The sequence below is a fragment of the Pseudomonas sp. 50_B genome (assembly GCF_017491625.1).
GTDB lineage: Bacteria > Pseudomonadota > Gammaproteobacteria > Pseudomonadales > Pseudomonadaceae > Aquipseudomonas > Aquipseudomonas danubii.
In genome coordinates, this window is sequence record NZ_JAFGYX010000003.1 from 272,034 (window position 1) to 293,246 (window position 21,213).

Consider the following 21,213-nt stretch of genomic DNA (forward strand, 5'->3'; position numbering starts at 1 on the left):
TAGCGTCCAGCTGCCGCAGTCAGCGTACCGATGGTTTGACGGCCGTGCCCGGTGCTGGGTCCGGCCTCACTCCAGCCTGTCACACAGGTGCTCGGCCTTGATGATGGTTTCGCCCAGGGAGCGAAAATAGGCGCGCCAGAATTCCACGGCTTCCTGTGCGGTTTCCCGGTCATTCACGCATTCAATTTCGAAGATGTCCGTGCCTTGCAGCGCCGTACCCTCGCGCCAGACCCGCAAGGCCGGATCGGGCGTTTGCTGGATGCGCTGCAGCAAGCTGTTTTCGTGATCCTTGATGTCGTCCAGGACATAGTCGACGAACAGGCAGTAATCAGTGGGGGGGCAAACGCCAAAGACGTGGAAACGATCCGTGTTGGAAGTACTCACGAAGGTCATCCTTTTCATGATGGCATTGTGCCGAAAGCCGATAGGCACGTAGATCGTCAGCCTAATACCGATCTGGAAAATTGCCATTGGCAATTTTTCTGCCTGCCACAAACAGGCCCTTTCGATCCGCTGAAAGCGCTGGAGCAGAGCCGCGCCGGGGGCTTGAGTGACGCTGGTCGGGTGTCGCCCGACAGGCCATCCGTCCATCCTGTGTAAAGTCTGGGTCTGTGAATTTGACAGCTCATTTTTGCCTACTACGCTCGTACCGTTGCCTTGCAGCAAGCGATACCAAGCGGCAGGCACCAGCGAGAAAATACGACCCAAGTAGTGTGAGTAAACAACGAAGCAAGGCATGCACCGTTGTCTCTGGCAATCTTCAGGCACTCACTGGTAAAGGGAATTACTGTGTTCAGGAACACGGATGTGTTGGTCTTGCTCCTCATCGAATCCACGTTGAACAGCCCCAATTCTTGCCGCTGCGGCGAGGCTGTGGGCGGCTTTGCGCATTTCCTCTCCCGGGCAGGTGCCTGTGAGTGGGACGCCCCGGTCCCTTCAAGGACCGTCGGCTTGCGGCTCTACGCGCCGTTGAGTCCTTAAGCGGCACAGCCAATCCGAACACTTCTGGGTATCGATCTGACGTCGCCTGGCAAAGCGCCTACTCAAGCGTGCCGCGCTGACGCAATGACACGGATGAACAGTCGCCGATGATCTCGGCCCAACCTGACAGGGAAGTCGCGCAGTGCCAGACAACAACGCCACCAATGACGGTCCACAGAGCACTCCGCGCGCAGCGCAACCCGCTGATCGGACTGCCGAAGCCGCGCTCATTGCCGGCTGGAACCAGACCCACTACGCGTATCCGCTGGACCAGTGCCTGCAGCAGTTGATCGAGCAACAGGTGCAGCGCAGCCCCGATGCCGTGGCGGTGTGCTTCGACGATCAGACCTTGAGTTTCTGCCAGTTGAATCGTCGGGCCAATCGCCTGGCCCACTACCTGCGCGAGCTCGGTATCGGCCCCGACAGCCTGGTCGGGGTGCAGATGGAGCGCTCGCTGGAGCTGATGGTCGCGTTGCTGGCCATCCTCAAGGCCGGTGGCGCCTACCTGCCGCTGGACCCGGGTTACCCCGAAGAACGACTGGCCCTGATCATTGACGATGCCGCAGTCAGCGTGGTGCTGACGCAGCAGCGCTTTGCACATCGGCTCAAGGCCCAGGCCGTTGAAGTGATCTGCCTGGACGACACGGCAAGCGAAGAGCTGCACCCAAGCGAAGACAATCCCGCCTCGATCAACAGCCCCGGCGATCTGGCCTATGTGATCTACACCTCCGGTTCCACCGGGCGTCCCAAAGGCTGCATGTTGCCGCACAAGGCCATCTGCAACCGTCTGCTGTGGATGCAGCGCCATTATCAGGTCGGGCCGGCCGAGCGGATCTTGCAGAAGACCCCCTTTACCTTCGATGTCTCGGTCTGGGAGCTGTTTCTGCCGTTGCTCAGCGGTGCCTGCCTGGTCATGGCCAGGCCGGAAGGGCACAAGGATGCCCATTATCTGGTGCAGATCATCCAGGCACAGCAGATCACCATCTGCCATTTCGTGCCCTCCATGCTGCGCTTCTTTCTCAAGCATCCGGCCGTCGCCGAGTGCCGCTCCTTGAGCCAGGTGTTCGTCAGCGGCGAGGCCCTGACCCACGATCTGCTGCTGCAATTCTGTTCGCGACTGGATGCCCGCTTACACAACCTGTATGGCCCGACCGAGGCTGCGGTGGACGTCACTTGGTGGCCCGCCGAACCAAGGCCCGACCAGCGCGTGCCCATCGGCCGGCCCATCGACAATATTCAGATTCATATCCTTGATGCCCAGTCCCATCCCGTGCCGATTGGCCAGACCGGCGAGCTGTGCATTGGTGGTGTCGGCCTGGCCCGGGGGTATCTCAATCGCCCCGAGCTGACGGCGGAAAAGTTCATCCGCGACCCGTTCTGCGCGCAGCCCGATGCGCGGCTGTACCGCACCGGCGATGAGGCGCGCTTTCTCGACGATGGCCAGATCGAAGTGCTGGGGCGTTTCGACTCCCAGGTCAAGCTGCGGGGATTTCGCATCGAATTGGGCGAGATCGAGAACACCCTCAAAAGCCATCCAGGGATCAGTGATGCCGTGGTGCTGGTCCAGGACCCCGGCAGCGAAGACCCCAAACTGGTGGCCTATGTCGTGGCCCAGGGGCTGGACAAAAAGACGATCCGCGACTTTGTAAAGGCCCGCCTGCCGGAGTACATGACGCCCAATCGGGTGCAGTTCGTCGAGCAGATCCCGGTCACGGCCCACGGCAAGACCGACCGCCAGGCGTTGCTCGCCGCTGATGGCATCGCGCCCGCCAGCGTCCGTGCACCGGCGCTGGAGCCCCAGGCACTCAGCGCCTGGTTGCAGCAGTATTTCATCGAGGCGCTGGGGATCGAGGCGCTGGGGGTCGACGATGATCTTTTTGATCAGGGCGCAACTTCTTTCACCCTGGTCCAGGCCGTCCACAGCATTCACCAGCAGTATCAGGTCACGCTGCCGGTGGAGGTGTTTCTTCAGCAGCCGACCCTCGCCGCCGTCATCGCCTACATCCTCGATCAACAAACTGTCGCCGCCGACCAGAACGGCGTGGCGCAGGCCTTGCCGGCGCCGCGAGCCAGCATCCAGGCGTCAATCTGCCTGCAAGCCGTGCCCTTTGATCCAGGCGCCTATCGACGAACCACCGACGTGGCAGCCCCCAGCCTTCAACGGCTGGGGGGCCTGCTGTCGTTGCTGCGTGAAGTGACCCTGGAGGGCAAGGGCAAGTACCTGTATTCATCGGCCGGGGGCCTCAACGCCATCCAGTGCTATCTGTATGTGGCCCAGGGGCAGGTCGAGGGATTGCCGGCAGGCGCCTGGTACTACCAGCCACGGCTCAACCGCCTGTTGCCAGTCCGTCTGCCGGCCGAACTCGATGCGCACGCCCTGGCTGCGTCGCCGCTGGCGGCAGCCGGTCTGGCACTGTTTCTGGTGGCGGAAATGGCCGCCATCGAGCCCATCTACAACCACGCCGCCCCGGCGCTGCTGGTACTCGAAGCGGGTTATATCGAGCAACTGTTGCTGTCGCGCCAGGCCGACTTCGGCATCGCGCTGGCCCCGGCCTATGGCGTGGACGTGGCGACGCTTGGGCCACTGTTGCAACTGCAGCCCAGCCACCGTGTGCTGCATTGCCTGATGCCGGCCCAGGCCTCTGTGCTGGGCAGCGGGCAGCCCGGCGCCTTGTTCGCCGACTTTCTGGCCGGTAACAACAACGGCTTCGACTTGCCGGGCAAGGATGCGCTGGAGCAGCTGCACCGCCAACAACGGCAGATTCGCCGCGACCTGGCGGAGCAGGGGGATGGGGTCATCGAACTGCCGGCAGCGCCGATCAGCGTCGATGCACTGCAACTGCGGGCCGCCAAGCGTCAGTACGGCGGCGAAGCACTGAGCGTGGCGCAGTTGAGCCGGCTGCTGAGCCTGTTGCGGGCCGAGCCGGACAGCGGCTGCCTGTACCACGCCGAGCCCGCCCTGCCACTGAAGATCTACCTGCATCTGGCCGGCCCGACGGATCAATCCCCGGGCCAGGCGCAATGTCCGCCCCCGGGCATCTACCGCTACCACAGCGACCGTCATTGCCTGAGCCGCATCGGCGAGGCTGAGCCGCAGGCGTTCAACGGCAGCTACACGCCGTTCAATCGCAAACATGCACAACAGGCCCGTTTGCGGATATTCATCATTGGCGCTCGCTCTGCGGCCTACGGCGCTGACAGCCGCTATTTCAACCTGCTCCAGGCAGGAAGAATCGGCCAGTTGCTGTTGGACCATCAGACGGAGTTCGGCGTCGGGCTGTGCCCCATCGGCTCGATGTACTTCGACAAGGTTCGCGGCGCCTTCGACCTGGAGGAGGGCGATGAGCTGTTGCACAGCTTCGTTGGCGGCACCGTCAGCCAACGGCTGCCGCTGGGCTGGCCACGGCTCGAACGCCAGGCTGATGAACCACCAGGCGCCGCGCCCGAGGGTGAAGGCGCACTGGCGATCATCGGCATCAGCGGTCGCTATCCTGGCGCCGCCAATCCCCAGGAACTGTGGCAAAACCTCAGTGCCGGACGTTCGTCGATCCACAGTGTCAGCGGCCAAGCGCTGCTGGCTGGCGACCCGACCACGGCGGATGCGCCGCAGTGGGCGGTGGGCACACTGGCCGACAAGCAGCTGTTCGATCCGCTGCTGTTCAACATCACCCCCGCCGAGGCGAAAACCCTGGACCCCCAGGAGCGGCTGTTCCTGCAAACGGTCTGGCATTGCCTGGAAAACAGCGGCTATACCGCAGCCGGTCTGCGCCGCACGGCGCAACGGGTTGGCGTGTTCGTCGGGGCGATGTGGGGCGATTACCAGCACCAGCGGCCAGGGGCGCAGGGAGAGCGAGCCACCTCGTTCCATTCGGCCATTGCCAACCGCGTCTCGTACTTCAATGACTTCAATGGCCCCAGCGTGGTGTTCGACACCTCGTGCTCGTCTGCGATGACCGCCCTGCATTTCGCCTGCGCGAGCATTCGTCGCGGCGAATGCCAGGCGGCGATTGTCGGCGGCGTCAACCTGATCAGCCATCCGTCGCACCTTGAGCTGCTGACATCGCTGCAACTGTTGTCCGCAGAGGGCCAGTCGCACCCGTTCGGCCGCAATGCCAATGGTTGGGTGGCGGGTGAGGGCGTTGGTGCCCTGCTGATCAGGCCACTGGAGGCTGCCCGCCGCGAAGGCGACCAGATCCTCGGCGTCATCCGCGCCACGGCCATCAGTCACAGCGGCAAGACCTTTCGCTACGGTACACCCAGCGCCGAGAGTCAGGCTGCGTCGATGCGCCAGGCCCTGGAGCAGGCGGGACTGCCCGCCGAGGCCATCGGCTACGTGGAGGCTGCGGCGCCCGGCGCCAGCCTGGCGGACGGCGCCGAGTTCGCGGCGCTTGGCAAGGTCTTCGGCGAGCGCCCTGGCCAGACGCCGCTGAAAGTCGGCTCGATCAAGGCCAATATCGGCCACCTTGAATCGGCGTCGGCCCTGTCGCAGATCACCAAGGTCCTGCTGCAATTGCAACACGGCCAGATAGCACCGACCCTCGGCTGTCATCCGCTGAGCCCGTTGATCGGACAGGGGCCGGGCAATCTGGCCATCGCCGACACCTTGAGCCCATGGCAAGGGCCGCGGCGGGCCTTGATCAATGCCTTCGGCGCCAGCGGTTCCGGCGGTCATCTGATCCTCGAAGCAGCGCCCCCCGTGGCCGCGCCGAGCAAGGCCGTCGGGCCCTGGCTGTTTCCCTTCTCCGCCGCCAGTCAGGCGCAGCTTGAGCAACTGCTGGCGGCGTTTGCCGATGATCTTCAGGCTGGGCGCCTGAGCGCCGCAAGCCTCGGCGACATCAGCTACAGCCTGTGTGTTGGGCGGGTCGCGCAGGCCCAGCGTGCGGTGCTGGTGGCTGACAGCGAAGCCCAGTTGCTGGCGCTGCTCAACGCCACCCAGGGCGACTCGGTGCTACGAGGCCGCCTCGACAGAGCCGCGCCAGCGCCGACCAGCGAGGCGGACCTGCGAGGCCTCGATCGCCAGGCCCTGAACGCCATCGCTCGCCGTTGGCTGGCGGGTGAGACCGAGCTGCTGACGATTGCCCGGCACGATTGCCGGCGCGTGGCGTTGACGGCGTACCCCTTTGCCGCCATCGACTGCCATATCGGCCACAGCCCCAGGGGCGATATGGTCGCGCCGCCTGTGCCCGATGAGGGGCTGCAAACGGCCCTGGAGGGCTACCTCAAGCAACACTTCTCGAAGGTATCGGCCATTCCCGAGGCCAGCATCGACAGCCTGGAAACCTTTGATCGCTACGGTTTGACCTCGCTGATGATCACCGAGCTCAACCAACGGCTGGCGCAAGGGTTCGGCGAGTTGTCCAGCACCCTGTTCTTCGAACACCAGAGCATCCGTGCACTGGCGATCTGGTTTGCTGCCGAGCATCCGTCGCGCAGCCGCCAATTGCTGGGGCTGCAAGCGCCCGTTGCAAGCGCTGCCGCCCCCCGGCAGGCCGCACCCGGCCCCGACATCGAGCGGCGTCAGGCCTGCGATGAGCCCATCGCCATCATCGGTCTGGCCGGACGCTTTCCGGGGGCCCCGGACATCGAGCACTTCTGGGACAACCTGAAGAACGGGGTCGACAGCATCAGCGAGATCCCCGCCGAGCGTTGGGCGCACCTGCAGTACTACAGCCGCGACCGCAGCCTCAAAGGCAAGATCAACAGCAAATGGGGCGGCTTTATCGACGACGTCGACCGCTTTGATCCGCTGTTTTTCAACATTTCGCCGCGGGATGCCGAGCGCATGGACCCCCAGGAACGGATCTTCCTGGAAACCGCCTGGCACACCCTGGAAGACGCGGGCTACGACCGGGCCGCACTGCAGCGTCATTACCAGGGGAAAATGGGCGTGTTTGTCGGGGTGATGCACGGCGAATACTTGCTCTATACCCGCTCGGCCGCTGCCGACTGCACCGATGATGCGGTGGACGCTTCCTTTGGTTCGATTGCCAATCGGGTGTCCTACGTCTTCGACTGCAGCGGCCCGAGCATGGCCATCGACACCATCTGCTCGTCGTCGCTGACGGCCCTGCACCTGGCGGTGCAAAGCCTGCAACGTGGCGAGTGCCGGGTGGCGCTGGCCGGTGGCGTCAACCTGTCGTTGCACCCGAACAAATACTTTATCCAGTCGCAGCTGACCATGTCCTCCAGCGATGGCCGCTGCCGCAGTTTCGGTGAAGGTGGCGACGGCTTTGTGCCGGGCGAAGGCGCCGGCGCGGTGTTGCTCAAGCCACTGTCCCAGGCACAGGCCGATGGCGACAATATTTACGGCGTGATCCGCGCGACGTCGATCAACCATAACGGCAAGACCCATGGCTACACCGTGCCCAGCCCGAATGCCCAAGGCGCCATGATCGCCGAGTCCCTGGAAAAGGCCGGGATGGATCCCCGGGAACTGAGTTACATCGAGGCTCACGGCACCGGCACCGCGTTGGGCGATCCGATTGAAATCAGCGGCCTGCAACAGGGCTTTGCCCGGCGCAGCGCAGCCCTGGGCAGCGAACCGGCGCCGGCGCAGCAGTGCGCACTGGGCTCGGCCAAGTCGAATATCGGCCACCTGGAATCGGCCGCCGGGATCGCCGGGGTGGCCAAGGTCCTGCTGCAGCTCAAGCATCGGCAACTGGCACCGTCGCTGCATTCAAGCCGGCTCAACCCGGGCATTGCCTTTGACCAGTCGCCGTTCCACATCCCGCAGCAACTGCAGGAATGGCGCCGACCACGGCTCAACCTCGACGGCCGGGAGCGCGAGTACCCCTTGGCCGCTTCGGTGTCGTCGTTTGGCTCCGGCGGCTCCAACGGTCACGTGATCATTGCCCAGTACCTGGCGCCCGAACGGGATGAACCGGTTGCCGGACAGCCCGCGATCATCGTGCTGTCGGCCAGGACCCCGAGCCAGTTGCAGCAGCAGGTCGAACGCTTGCAGCAGTTCCTGCAACGGCGCGAGCAGCAAGGCCAACTGCCGCGTCTGGCGGACCTGGCCTTTACCTTGCAGCAGGGCCGCGAAGCCCTGGAGTATCGCCTGGGGTTCAGCGCCGCCTCCTTCAGCGCGTTGCAGGAGCGTCTGGCGCAGGGCCTGGCGCAACTGCTCAAGGCCCCCGAACACTTCGGCTGCTTTGACGGCCTGCATCTAGGCCGGGTGCAAGAGAACAAGGCGGCCATGGCCGTGCTGGCCCACGATGAAGACATGGCGGCGACGCTGGCGGCCTGGGCCGACAAGGGCAAGCACCAGAAGCTGCTGGAGCTGTGGGTCAAGGGGCTGAACTTCGACTGGGCGCTGCTGGGGATGCCCATGGGCAGCGTCCGGCGGATCAGCCTGCCGGGTTACCCCTTCGCCCGCGAGCGGATCTGGGTGTCCGGCGATGTCCAGTTTCCGCTTCAGGTCGAGTCCCTGGGCGAGGCCCGTCTGCACCCGTTGCTGCACCGCAACGTGTCGGACCTTGCGCAACAGAAGTTCACCGCGGTGTTCAGCGGCGCTGAGTTCTTCCTGCGCGATCATCGCGTGGGCAGGCAGAAAGTGTTGCCCGGCGTGGCCTATCTGGAGATGGCGAGAGAGGCCCTCAGTCGCTCCCTAGGCGACCGCGCCACCCGCGCGACCCTGAGCCTGTGCCATCTGGTGTGGTCGCAACCGTTGACGCTCAGCGAGCAGGGCACCGAGCCCGCTACGCTCGAGATCCACATCAATAGCCTGGCCCCCCAGCGACTGACATTCGAGATTCGCCAGCAGCCACAGCGCACCCTGTGCTGTCAGGGCGAGGCCCTGTTGCATGACAACGCCGTCCAGGCACCGGCCTCGCTGGCGTCGCTGCAAGGCGCAATCCACGGCCATCGTCTCGACGCCGAGGGCCTGTACCGCCTGTTCGACAGCATCGATATCCATTACGGCCCCAGCCACCGGGCGGTCCGCGAGCTGCGCATCGACGGCGGCCAGGTGCTGGCGCAGATCCAGCTGCCGCCGTCACTGAATGCCGGCCACGGGCAGTTCGTCCTGCACCCCAGCCTGATGGATGCGGCGTTGCAGTCCACCCTGGGGCTACTGGTCGCGGATCAGCTGGACCAGGGGCTTGCACCGCAACTCGAACACACCGCAGTGCCCTTTGCCCTGGAGCAGTTGCAGCACAGCGGCGCAGCACTGGGCGAACAGATATGGGCCTGGGTGCGACCCGGCGCGCAACGCCGGGAGGCGGGGCAGTCGAGCGTTGATATCGATATCTACAATCACCAGGGCGAGCATTGCGTTGCCCTGCAGGGCTTGGTCCTGCGCGAGCTGAAAGCACCGTCGCCACTGCAACTGATGCTCGACGACCCATCGCGGACGGACGCCTATCTGCTGCAGCGATGGCGCCGGGTCACTGTGCAACCGATGCCGTCCAGCGGCGCCCGGCTGCTGTTGATCGCCAACGATCCCCAAGGCTTGCAACAGTTGACTGCCCGCTATCCGCAGGCCGCGACACTGTTGCTCGACGGCAGCGAAACCAGCGACAGGATCGCTGCATTGCTGGGCGAGGCCGGCCCCCTGGAGCATCTGCTGTGGCTGGCGCCAGGCGCGGGGGCAGCAGATACCAGCGCCGACGGCATGATCCGCGCCCAGCAACGCGGCGTGCTCGGCTGCTTCCGCTTGATCAAGGCATTGCTGGCCCTGGGCCTGGACCAGCAGCCGTTGGCCTGGACCGTCATCACCCGGGCCACCCTGACCGTGTTCGCCGAGGCCAGCCCGCTGCATCAGGCCGCCAGTGAGCCGGTGGCGCCGGCTCACGCCAGCGTCCACGGGCTGATCGGGGTGATGGCCAAGGAATACAGCCATTGGCCGGTGTGCCTGCTGGACCTGCCGGCGGGGGACAGCTGGCCGGACCAGGACCTGCTGTCACTGCCCGCCGATCCACGTGGCGAGGCCTTGGCCTGGCGCCAGGGCGTCTGGCATCGCGCCTATCTGGCGCCGTGCCTGGTGCCGGCCGACAGCGCCGCCGGGGTGGGCAGTCTGTATCGCGACGCCGGTGTGTACCTGGTGGTCGGAGGGGCCGGCGGTATTGGCCGGCTGTGGAGCGAACACCTGATCCGTACCCGGGGCGCCCGGATCATCTGGTTGGGGCGCCGCGAGCAAGACAGCCGGATTGACGCGGCCATCAGCGAACTGGCCCGACTGGGCCCGGCGCCGCGCTACATCCGCGCCGATGCCGGCAACCACGCTGCGCTGCAGCAGGCGGTGAGCCAGGTGCTGGCCGAGCATGGGCAGATTCACGGGGTGATCCACGCGGCGATCCAGCTTGAGGACCAGAGCCTGGCCCGCATGGACGGGCAGAAGTTCGCTGCGGGGCTGGCCGCCAAAGTCGATGTCTGCGCCCGTCTGGCCGAGGTGTTCGAGCACCAGCCGCTGGACTTCATGCTGTTTTTCTCCTCGTTGCAGAGCTTCACCCGGTCGGCGGGGCAGAGCAATTACGCCGCCGGCTGCACCTTCAAGAACGCCTTCGCTCACTACCTGGCGCAACAACGCGGCTACCCGGTGAAGGTCATCAACTGGGGGTACTGGGGCGAGGTCGGCTCGGTGGCCAGCGACGACTATCGGCGGCGGATGGCCGCGGTCGGGCTGGGTTCCATCGACGGCGAATCGGCGATGCAGGCCCTGGACGTGCTGCTCGGGGCCCGTGATGACGGCGCGCCGTTGAACCAATTGACCTTCCTGCGCACCTCGCAGCGCTTGAGCGACACCTTCAGCCAACTGGGGCTGGCCCAACATCCCGGCGGCACCTTCGGCGTGTACGGCGAAGTTCGCCCGCCGGCTTACCCGGCGCTGATCCAGCGGCTGCAGCGCAATCTGCAGCCGAGCAATCAGCAGGTGCGGCATGCCACCGGGCAGCTACAGGCGCAACGGGCAGTGATCGACGAATTGCAGCGTGGCCTGCTCTACGCCCAGTTGCAGCACCTGGGCTGCTTCAGCCAGGACGGCGAATCCGTAGCTCAGATGCGCCAGCGTATCGGGCTGTTGCCGATGTACCAGCGTTGGTTCGACCAGAGCCTGGAGGAACTGGCCCAGCACGGCTACGTCGAGCGTGCAGGCGATAGCTGGCGTGCCAGCCACCCGCAGCCGTTGATGCTTGAGCAGCTGTGGCACGAATGGGATCGGCAACAGCCGGGGTGGCTCGAATACCCCGGTCTCAAGGCCGAGACCCTGCTCGCAGCAGCGACCCTGCGCGAGTTGCCGCAGATCCTCGATGGCCGGATGGCCGCCACCGACATCCTGTTCCCCGACGCTTCGATGTCCCGGGTCGAGGGCATCTACAAACACAATCCGGTGTCCGACTTCTTCAACGAAGTGCTGCTCGATGCCCTGCTGGAGTTTGTCCGCGCTCGCCTGGAGCAGTCGCCGCAGACGCCGATCCGCATCCTGGAGATCGGTGCCGGCACCGGCGGCACCAGCGCGCGAGCCTTTGAAAAACTGCGGCCGTTCCAGGCGCAGATCGCCGAGTACTGCTACACCGACGTCTCCCAGGCATTCCTGATCCACGCGCAGCAAGCCTACGGCCCGCAGACGCCGTACCTGCGCTATCAGCTGTTCGATGTCCATCAGCCCCTGGCGGCTCAGGGCATCCAGCCCGACGCCTATGATCTGGTGATCGCCACCAACGTCCTGCACGCCACGCCGGACCTGCGTCGGGCCCTGCAAAACGCCAAGGCCGCGCTCAAGCACAACGGCCTGTTGCTGATCAACGAGATTGCCCGCAATGGCCTGTTTACCCACCTGACCTTCGGCCTGCTCAAGGGCTGGTGGTTGTTCGACGATCCGCAGTTGCGCTTGCCCGGTGGCCCGGCATTGGCCCCAGCGCAATGGAAGCAGGTGCTGGAAAGCGAAGGCTATCGACAGGTGTATTTCCCGGCGCTGGCCGAGCATGACCTGGGGCAGCAGGTCGTCATCGCCCAGAGCAATGGCCTGGTCTGGCAGGAGCCTATCGACACCGCCCAAGCGCCCGCCATCGCGCCTAGCCAGCGCCACCAGCCGGCGTCCCAGGCATCGCGTGCGCCACAACCTGGGGTCATCGCCGCGCCGCTGGGCGAGGTCAGCAGCGCCCGGCTCAAGGCCGAGACGGTGCGCTACCTCAAACAGGTCATTGGTGGGCTGTTCAAGATCGAACCCGAGCAGATCGACGCCCGTGAAGCCTTGGAAACCTATGGCATCGATTCCATTCTGGTGGTGCAACTGACCAACCTGCTGCGGGACAAACTGACGGGGATCAGCAGCACGCTGTTCTTCGAATACCAGACGGTCGACGCGCTGGCGGAGCATTTTGTCGCCACCCAGCAGGATCGGCTCAAAACCCTGTTGGGCCTGGGGCAGGTGCCGTCAAACCCATCGCCATCAGCAACAGCAACAGCAAGCGTCGAACCAGCGGCCCCGTCTCGCTTCAGGGTCATGTTGCCCGACAACACCCCGGCCGCTGGCCGCGATTCAGACGTCGCCATCGTCGGTCTGGCGGGGCGCTACGCCCAATCCGATAACGTTCGCGAGCTGTGGCAACACCTCAAAGCCGCCGAAAGCTGTATTGCTCAGGTGCCGGCGGACCGCTGGGACTGGCGGCAGTACTTTGATCGGACACCGGGCACCGAGGGCCGCGTCTACAGCCCGTGGGGCGGATTCATTGGCCAGATCGACCAGTTCGATCCACTGTTCTTTCACCTGTCGCCCCGGGAGGCGCTGAAAATGGACCCCCAGGAGCGGCTGTTCCTGGAAGAGGCCTATCACTGCATCAGTGATGCCGGTTATACCCCCGCACGCCTGGCCGAGCGGCAGCGAGTCGGGGTGTTTGTCGGCGTGATGAACGGCACCTACAGCCGCCAGTCCAGCTACTGGTCGGTGGCCAACCGGGTGTCGTATCAGTTCAACTTCCAGGGTCCGAGCCTTGCAGTCGACACCGCTTGTTCGTCGTCGCTCACTGCGCTGCATCTGGCCGTGGAAAGCCTGCACAACGGTGTCAGCGACTGCGTGCTGGTGGGCGGGGTCAGCCTGCTGGTGGACCCGGTGCACTACATCGGCCTGAGCGAAATGAAAATGCTTTCTTCGGGCCAGCACTGCAAAGCGTTCGGGGCCGATGCCGACGGCTTTGTCGCCGGAGAAGGGGTGGGCGCCATGCTGCTCAAGCCGCTGGCACAGGCCGAGGCCGATGGCGACCGCATCTACGGCGTGATCAAGGGCAGCATGATCAATGCCGGTGGCAAGACCAACGGTTACACCGTGCCCAACCCCCTGGCCCAGAGCCGTTTGGTGGTCGATTCCCTGGCCCGGGCCGGGGTCGACCCCAGAGCCGTGAGCTATGTCGAGGCCCACGGCACCGGCACCGCGCTGGGTGACCCGATCGAGATCGCCGGTCTGGCCCGGGCATTCAATGCCGATGCCGCCACGCCGCTCAAGCAGTACTGCGCCATCGGCTCGATCAAATCCAATATCGGCCATTGCGAAAGCGCAGCCGGTATTGCCGGTATCACCAAGGTGCTGCTGCAACTGCAGCACCGCCAGTTGGTGCCGTCACTGCACGCCGCTACCGCCAACCCGCACATCGATTTTGCCAACAGCCCGTTCGTCGTACAGCAATCGCTGGCGCAATGGTCGCGCCCGCAGGTGCTGATCGACGGGGCGCTGCAGACGTTCAAGCGCATTGCCACGGTGTCGTCCTTCGGCGCGGGTGGCGCCAATGCCCACGTGGTGATCGAAGAGTACGAAGACCTGCGGGTCCGGCCACAGATCACCGTCAACCACGAGCAACCGGCGCTCATCCTGCTGTCCGCCAAGACCGGCGAACAGTTGCTGCAGCAAGCCCGACTGTTGCGCGAGGAACTGGAGCGGGGCGTGCTGGTTGACGCCGACCTGCCGGCGCTGGCCTTTACCCTGCAAGTCGCTCGTGAGGCGATGGAACATCGCCATGGCTGGCAGGTTGCTTGCCTGGCCCGGTTGCACAAGTGCCTGGGGGACTTCATCGACCACGGCGCGACCCAGGCCCGTAGCCGGCTCAAACCCGATACCCAGGCACCGAGCCTCGACATGGCCAGTGCGCTCCAGCGCGGTGAACAACAAGGCCTGCTCGACGCCTGGCTCGAGGGCGCGACCCTGGATTGGCGTCTGATGTATCCCCAGGGCACGCCGGCGCCCCTCAGCCTGCCGGGTTATCCCTTTGCTCGCGAGCGCTACTGGCAACCGACGCAAGGGGCGGCCACGGCGATTGCCACAGGGGGGGAACGCCTGCACCCACTGCTGCATCGCAACGTCTCGGACCTGCGCGGCTTGCGCTACCTGAGCCGCTTCAGCGGTGATGAGAGTGTGCTGGCCGAGCATCGGGTCAATGGCCAGGCGGTGCTTGCGGGGGCCGCGATGATTGTCATGATCCAGGCGGCGTTGACCGATGCCCTGGGCGGCGCGGTGCCGGCGGGCAAGGGGCTGGTGATCGGCGATCTGAGCTGGCGGCAGCCGTTCAGCGTTGATGCGGCCAACAATGGCGAGCTGTTCCTGGAACTGTCGATGCCGGCCGCGGGCGACTATCGGATCGGGATCTACGCCTATGACCAGGCCGCGCAGTTGCAACTGCATTGCCAGGCCCGAGCCAGCACCGCAGAGGTCCAGGCGGCCCGGCTCGACTTCAGCAGCCTTGGCGCGCAAGTGGTGGACGTCGAGGCCTGCTATCAGCGCTTTGCCGCCATGGGCATCGAGTATGGCGTGGGGCATCGTCGGCTGCTGTCGCTGGTGCGCCAGGGGGATCAGGCGCTGGCGCGCATCGCCCTGCAAGACCCGGCGCAGAACAGCGGTTTCGCGCTGCATCCGGCCTTGCTGGATGCCGCCATGCAAGGGGTCATGGCCTTGCTCCTGGATCAACTGGAGGAGCGCCCGGCACTGCTGTTGCCCGCCGGCCTGGGGCAATGTGTGCTGTTGGCCGATTGCCCGGCCAGCCTGCAGGTGCAGATACGCCGTGCCCCGAGCACCGCGCACGACTATTGCTTCGATCTGGCCTTGTTCGACGACCAGGGCCAGTGCTGCGCGATCCTCAATCAACTGTCGTTCCAGCCCCTGACGGGCGCCAGCCTCGCCGCCGGCCCCGGCGCCACCATCGGGCTGCTCTGCCACAAGCACTGGCACGATGCGCGGCCGGCGCCAACAGCTGCCGCGCCAGGGCTTGCGCATCAGGTACTGACCCTGGGGCGTCATCAGGCTTTTGCCGATCTGGCGCCGCACCTGGCGGAGCGGGGCATCGGTCATGTCGCCTGGCCGGAGCTTGACTATGCACAGGCCGCGCTGGCCCTTGCCGAGCAGCTCAAGCCCTGGCTGCACAGCGCTCAACCTTGCCTGATTCAACTGCTGGTCGCAGCCGACGACGCCCATGGCTATCGCGGCCTTGGCGGCCTGTTGTACAGCGTCAGCCGTGAGCAGCCGGCCTTGATCTGCCAACTGATAGAAGTGGCACCGCAGCTCGCCGCCCAGCCGCTGTTGACGGCCCTGGTTGCCGAGGCCGCCGACCCCGCTGAACGCCAACTGCGCTATCTGCAAGACGCCGGCACACTGCGCCGCCAGCAACTGAGCTGGGATCACCAGCCCCTGGACACGGCGCCCGCACCCTGGCGGCCCGAGGGCGTGTACCTGATCACCGGTGGCTTGGGCGGTGTCGGCACGGTCCTGGCACGAGAGATCAGGGCGGCAGCGCCCCGGGCGCGTGTGGTGCTCTGTGGCCGCACGCCGGCCACCGCGCCCTCGGTGCTGGCCAAACTGGAGCAACTGGGAGCCGGCGTTGACTACCGCGCCGTGGATCTGGCCAGTGCCGACCAGGTTGAACAACTGATCGCTGAGCTGGTGCGCGATGACCGTGGGCTGCACGGGATCATCCATTGCGCAGGCGTGACCCGCGATGCCTTGCTGGCAGACAAGTCCATTGAGGACTTTGCCGCGGTGTTCGCCGCCAAGGTCGACGGCGTGCGCCACCTGGATCGCTACAGCGCCGGGCTGGCCCTGGATTTCTTCGTGTTGTACTCCTCGATCGCCAGCGTTCTGGGCAACCCCGGGCAGACCGATTACGCCGCGGCCAACGGCTATCTGGACGCATTCGCCAGCCTGCGCGAGCAGCAGGTCGCGGCGGGTACGCGACACGGCCGCAGCCTGGCGATCAACTGGCCGCTATGGCTGGAGGGCGGCCTGCACATGAGCGACACGGCGCAACGCCTGTTGGCACAACGCAGCGGCATTGAAGCGATGGCCAGCGCCACCGGGGTCCAGGCCCTCTATCAGGCCCTGCACAGCGATCAAGCGCAGTTGATGGTGCTGGCCGGTGACCGTGAAAAACTGCTCGCCTTGCTCAACCCAGAGCCGGCCGCAACCCCCGAAGCCGGCGCTCTGGAGGGTGATGACCTGCTGGCCTGGTTGCGCCAGCTACTGGCCAAGACCTTGAAGATCGACCCAGCGCGGCTGGACAGCGAGGTGCCGTTCGAACAGTACGGCATCGATTCGCTGATGATCATGGAGATGACGGCGGTCTTGGAAAAACGCTTCGGCGCCTTGTCCAAAACCCTGTTTTTCCAATACCCCAGCCTGCAAGGCCTGGCCGAGCATCTGGCCACGCGGCCGGTTCGCAAACCGCCCCAGAACGCCTTGATCAGCTCGTTGCGCGACCTGTTTGCCAGTGCCTTGGACCTGCCGCCGCAGCAGATCGACGAGCAGCAGTGCTTCGAAGACTATGGCCTCGACTCGTTGCAGATTGTCGAACTCACGCGCCGTCTGCAGCAGCGCTTTGGCGCGCTGCCGCCGGGGTTGCTGTTCGAGCATTCCAGCCTGCAGGCCCTGGCGCGTTACCTGACTGCCAGGGCGGCCAAGGCACCTGCCGAAGCGGGCAACCCCAGCCAGGAGACTCAACGCCGGCTGTTCGACGGGCCGCCGCAACCGCTGCTGCCGGCCGCCCAGCCACGGGACGATATCGCCATCATCGGCATCGCCGGGCGCTACCCGGAGGCTGCCAATCTTGAGGCCTTCTGGCAGAACCTCAGCCAGGGCAAGAACAGCATTGGCGAAATTCCCCCCGAGCGCTGGGACTGGCGCGACTATTACAGCAATGACCGCAGCCTGAGCGGGGTGCACAACAGCAAGTGGGGCGGCTTTATCGACGGCATCGATCAGTTCGATCCGCTGTTCTTCAATATTTCCCCCCTCGAAGCCGAGCTGATCGACCCCCAGGAACGGCTGTTTCTGCAAACCGCCTGGTCAGCCATGGAAGACGCCGGCTACAGCCGAAAGCTCGGCGCCGAGCAGGCTGACCCGGCGCTGCAGGTCGGCGTGTATGCCGGGGTGATGTACAACGAGTATCAACTGCTGGGTGCCGAAGCCAGCCTGCGCGGCCAGCGCATGGGCTTTGCCGGTTCCAGCGCGAGCATCGCCAACCGGGTGTCGTTCTGCCTCAACCTGCAGGGCCCGAGCCTGGCGGTGGATTCGATGTGCTCCAGTTCGCTGACAGCCTTGCACCTGGCCTGTCAGGACCTGCACAGCGGGCGCACGGCCATGGCCATTGCCGGCGGGGTCAACCTGACCCTGCACCCCAACAAATACCTGATGCTCAGCAGTGGTCAGTTCATCTCCAACCAGGGCCAGTGCGCCAGCTTCGGTGAAGGCGGCGACGGCTATGTGCCGGGGGAGGGGGTTGGCGTGGTGGTGCTCAAGCGCCTCGCCGATGCCGAACGCGACGGCGATCAGGTCTATGGCCTGATCAAGGGCAGCTACCTCAACCACGGCGGCAAGAACACCGGCTACAGCGTGCCCGATCCGCGGGCGCAGCAGGCCGCCATCAGCGGTGCGCTCAAGGACGCCAAGGTCGATCCGGCCGCCATCAGCTACATCGAGGCCCACGGCACCGGCACCCGGCTGGGCGACCCGATCGAAATCGCCGGCCTGGCCAGCGCCCTGGGCCCGCGCACGCCGGCTCAGACCTGCTGGATCGGCTCGGTGAAGTCCAACATCGGCCACTGCGAGGCGGCCGCCGGAATTGCCGGGTTGACCAAGGTGCTGTTGCAGCTCAAGCACGAAAAAATCGTACCTTCGCTGCACTCACGGACCCTCAATCCCTTTATCGACTTTGCCGCCACGCCGTTCGAGGTCAACCAGCAGTTGCGGGACTGGCCGCAGCCTTGGCACCAGGGCCAGCCGCTGCCGCGCATCGCCGGGTTGTCGTCCTTTGGCGCTGGCGGCTCCAACGCCCACCTGATCGTTGCGCAATACCTGTCCAAGCGGCCGGTACCGGCGCCTGACGGCCAGCCGCAAATGATTCTGCTGTCTGCCCGCGAGCCCGAACAGTTGCGCCAGATCGCCAGCCGCCTGCTGGCCAGACTGGAGCAGGCCCCGGTGGCCGCAAGCCTGGCGGCCGTGGCCTGGACGCTGCAGGTCGGACGCGAAGCCATGGAGCATCGCGCGGCGCTGATCACCAGCTCCCTCGCGAGCCTGCTTCAGGCCTTGCGCGCGTTGGCCAATGACGACTGCAGTGGCTGGATCTGCGGTGACACCCACAGCGGCAGCGAAACCTTGCAGGCGTTCAAGCGCCGTTACCGCAACGCCTGGCATGAACAGCTGGCCCAGCTGCTTGCCAAGGGCGAGCGGCAACAATTGCTGGCGTTGTGGAGTGCCGGGCTGCGTATCGACTGGAACGCGCTGCGCGCTGCCAGCGGCGAGCGCCCCTCGCGTATCAGCCTGCCGACCTATCCCTTCGCCACCCGTCGTTACTGGGCGCCCGTTGCCACCACGGGGTTGCCGTCGGCGGCGACGACCTTGCATCCCTTGCTGCACCGCAACAGCTCGACCTTCGACCGTCAGCAATTCACCAGCCTCTTTCGCGGCGACGAGCCGTGGCTGCTTGACCACCAGGTGCAGGGGCGCAAAACCCTGCCCGGGGCTGCCTGCCTGGAAATCATCAGGGCCGCGGCGAGCCATTCGCGGGCGCCCGGCGAGGCCGGGGGCATGGTCATCGAACAGCTGCATTGGCTGGCCCCCTGGACGCTGGAGTCTGCGTCCCGGAGTCTGCGGGTCACGCTGCAAGCGGTCGATGATCAGTTGGCCGTGACCTTGCTCAGCGATGACGGCGAGCAACCGCTGGTGCATTGTCAGGCCCGAGTGACGGCCGAGGCAGCGCCTGTCGCCGAGCCCCTGGATCTTGGGTACTGGCGTAATCGCCCTTGGCAGCGGCGCCTTGATCGCGACGACGTCTATCGGCTGTTCGACGCCATGGGCCTGGCCTACGGCCCCAGCCATCGCGGTATCCAGCAGTTGCTGATCGCGGAGCAGGGCGGTCGTCGCCAAGTGCTGGCAGAGGTGCACCTTGAGGCAGTCGCTGGGGCCAGCGACTGCTGGCTGGAGCCCGGCATCACCGACAGCGTGCTGCAGGCCTCCGTCGGTATGCTGCTGCCACTGGATTCCGAGCCGGCCGAGCCCTTGCCACTGATGCTGCCCTTTGCCCTGCAGCGCCTGGAGATCATCGCCCCCTGTGCGCGGCGGATGTGGGCCTTGTTGCGCAGCGACTCGGGCGACCACCCGAACCAGCGGATCGACATCGAGCTGAGTGACGACCAGGGTCGTCTCTGCGCACGCTGGGTCGGGTTCGCTGCCAGAGCGCTTGCCGTGGCTGCCCCCAAAGCGGCGACACCGGCCATTGAGCAACTGCTGACGCCGATCTGGTCGGTTGTCGATGAGCCGCTCGCCGGGGACGGCACCCGCAGCAACCCGCCTAGGGATCGGCAGGGGGCGATGCTGATCTTCGGCGCGACCCCATGTCGTCATCAGGCCCTGGCCGGGCTCTATCCCCAGGCGAGGCTGGTGGATGACTGCCCGGTCAACTACGACGCCCAACTGCAGGCCGGCCCCGAGCTGGCGGACGTGATGTGGCTGGCCCCCCCGGTTGATGGCAGCGAGGACCTGATTGCCGCCCAGGACCCGGGGGTTCTGGCGCTGTTGCGGCTGATCAAGGCGCTGCTGCGCCAGGGCTACGGCCGACGGCCGCTGCGCTTGACCCTGGTCACCGCTCAGGCCATCAGCCTGCGTCCTGGGGAGCCCAGCCATGTGGCGCATGCGGCGGTGCATGGTCTGGCCGGCTCGCTGGCCAAGGAATACCCGCACTGGCAGGTGCACCTTGCCGACCTGGAAGACGGGCAACTGCCACGGTTGGCCAGCGCGCCGTTCGCGGCAGTGCGGTCTGGTGAAGTGCTGGCGCTGCGCCAGGGGCAATGGTGGTTCCGCCAATTGGCGCGGGTGCAGGCCGATGCTGCGCCGCCTCGTTTGCCGGTCTATCGGGACGGCGGCGTTTACCTGGTCATCGGCGGCGCCGGCGGGATTGGTGCCGTCTGGAGCCAGCAGATGATCAGCCGGCATCGTGCTCGGGTGGTGTGGATCGGTCGCCGTGAGCGGGATGCGCAGATCGAAGCGAAGCTGGACGAGTTGACCGCCGTCAGCTTGATGCATGAGGCCCCGGCCCCGGTTTACCTGCAGGTCGATGCCACGGACGCAACGCAACTGGCGACGGCGAAACAGCAGATTACCGAGCGTTTCGGTCCGATCAATGGCGTGGTGCACGCGGCCATCGTGCTCAAGGATCAAAGCCTGGCCAACATGGACGAGGCGACCTTCAGCCAGGTACTCAACGCCAAGGTCGCCACCAGCGTGGCCCTGGCCCAGGTCTTCGGCGACAGCGCCGCGACGCTGGATTTCGTGCTGTTTTTCGCCTCGATGATGTCCTTCACCAGCGCCGCCGGGCAAAGCAACTACGCCGCGGGCTGCACCTTCGCCGACGCCTTTGCCGACCAGCTCAGGGCCCAATGGGCGTGCCCGGTCAAGGTGATCAATTGGGGCTACTGGGGCGGCGTCGGTTCCGTCAGCGACCCGCGTTACCGCGAGCGCATGAGGGCCCTGGGCCTGGGTTCCATCGAGCCCGAGGAGGGCCTGCGGGCACTCGACCAGCTATTGGCGGGCGGGCTCGATCAACTGGCGCTGCTCAAGCTGTTGCACACCCCCCAGGTCGACGGATTCGACAGCCTTGCCGGACTGCTTGGCAACGAACAGATCGTGCTGTGCGCCGACAACCCCGGGGCCATGGCGGCCATGCAGGACAGGTTGCAACACAGGCTGGCGGCGTTGGCCGCGATCACCTAGGGCTGCGGCCCCTCGTTCATTCACTTACAGCACACGCGTCACAGGGAAGTTGAAGC

2 protein-coding genes are annotated in these 21,213 nt (G+C 65.7%); one reads left to right on the forward strand and one right to left on the reverse strand.

What is annotated here, in order from left to right:
- Positions 1–66 precede the first annotated feature (66 nt).
- A complete protein-coding gene (locus J5M73_RS06510; RefSeq protein ID WP_207815143.1) occupies positions 67–738 on the reverse strand; it encodes a hypothetical protein in 672 nt (223 codons plus the stop codon).
- 385 nt (positions 739–1,123) lie between these two features.
- Here J5M73_RS06510 and J5M73_RS06515 point away from each other — a divergent pair, with 385 nt between their 5' ends.
- Positions 1,124–21,157, forward strand: a complete 20,034-nt coding sequence (locus J5M73_RS06515; RefSeq protein WP_207815147.1) for an amino acid adenylation domain-containing protein — start codon at positions 1,124–1,126, stop codon at positions 21,155–21,157.
- Positions 21,158–21,213: the final 56 nt, after the last annotated feature.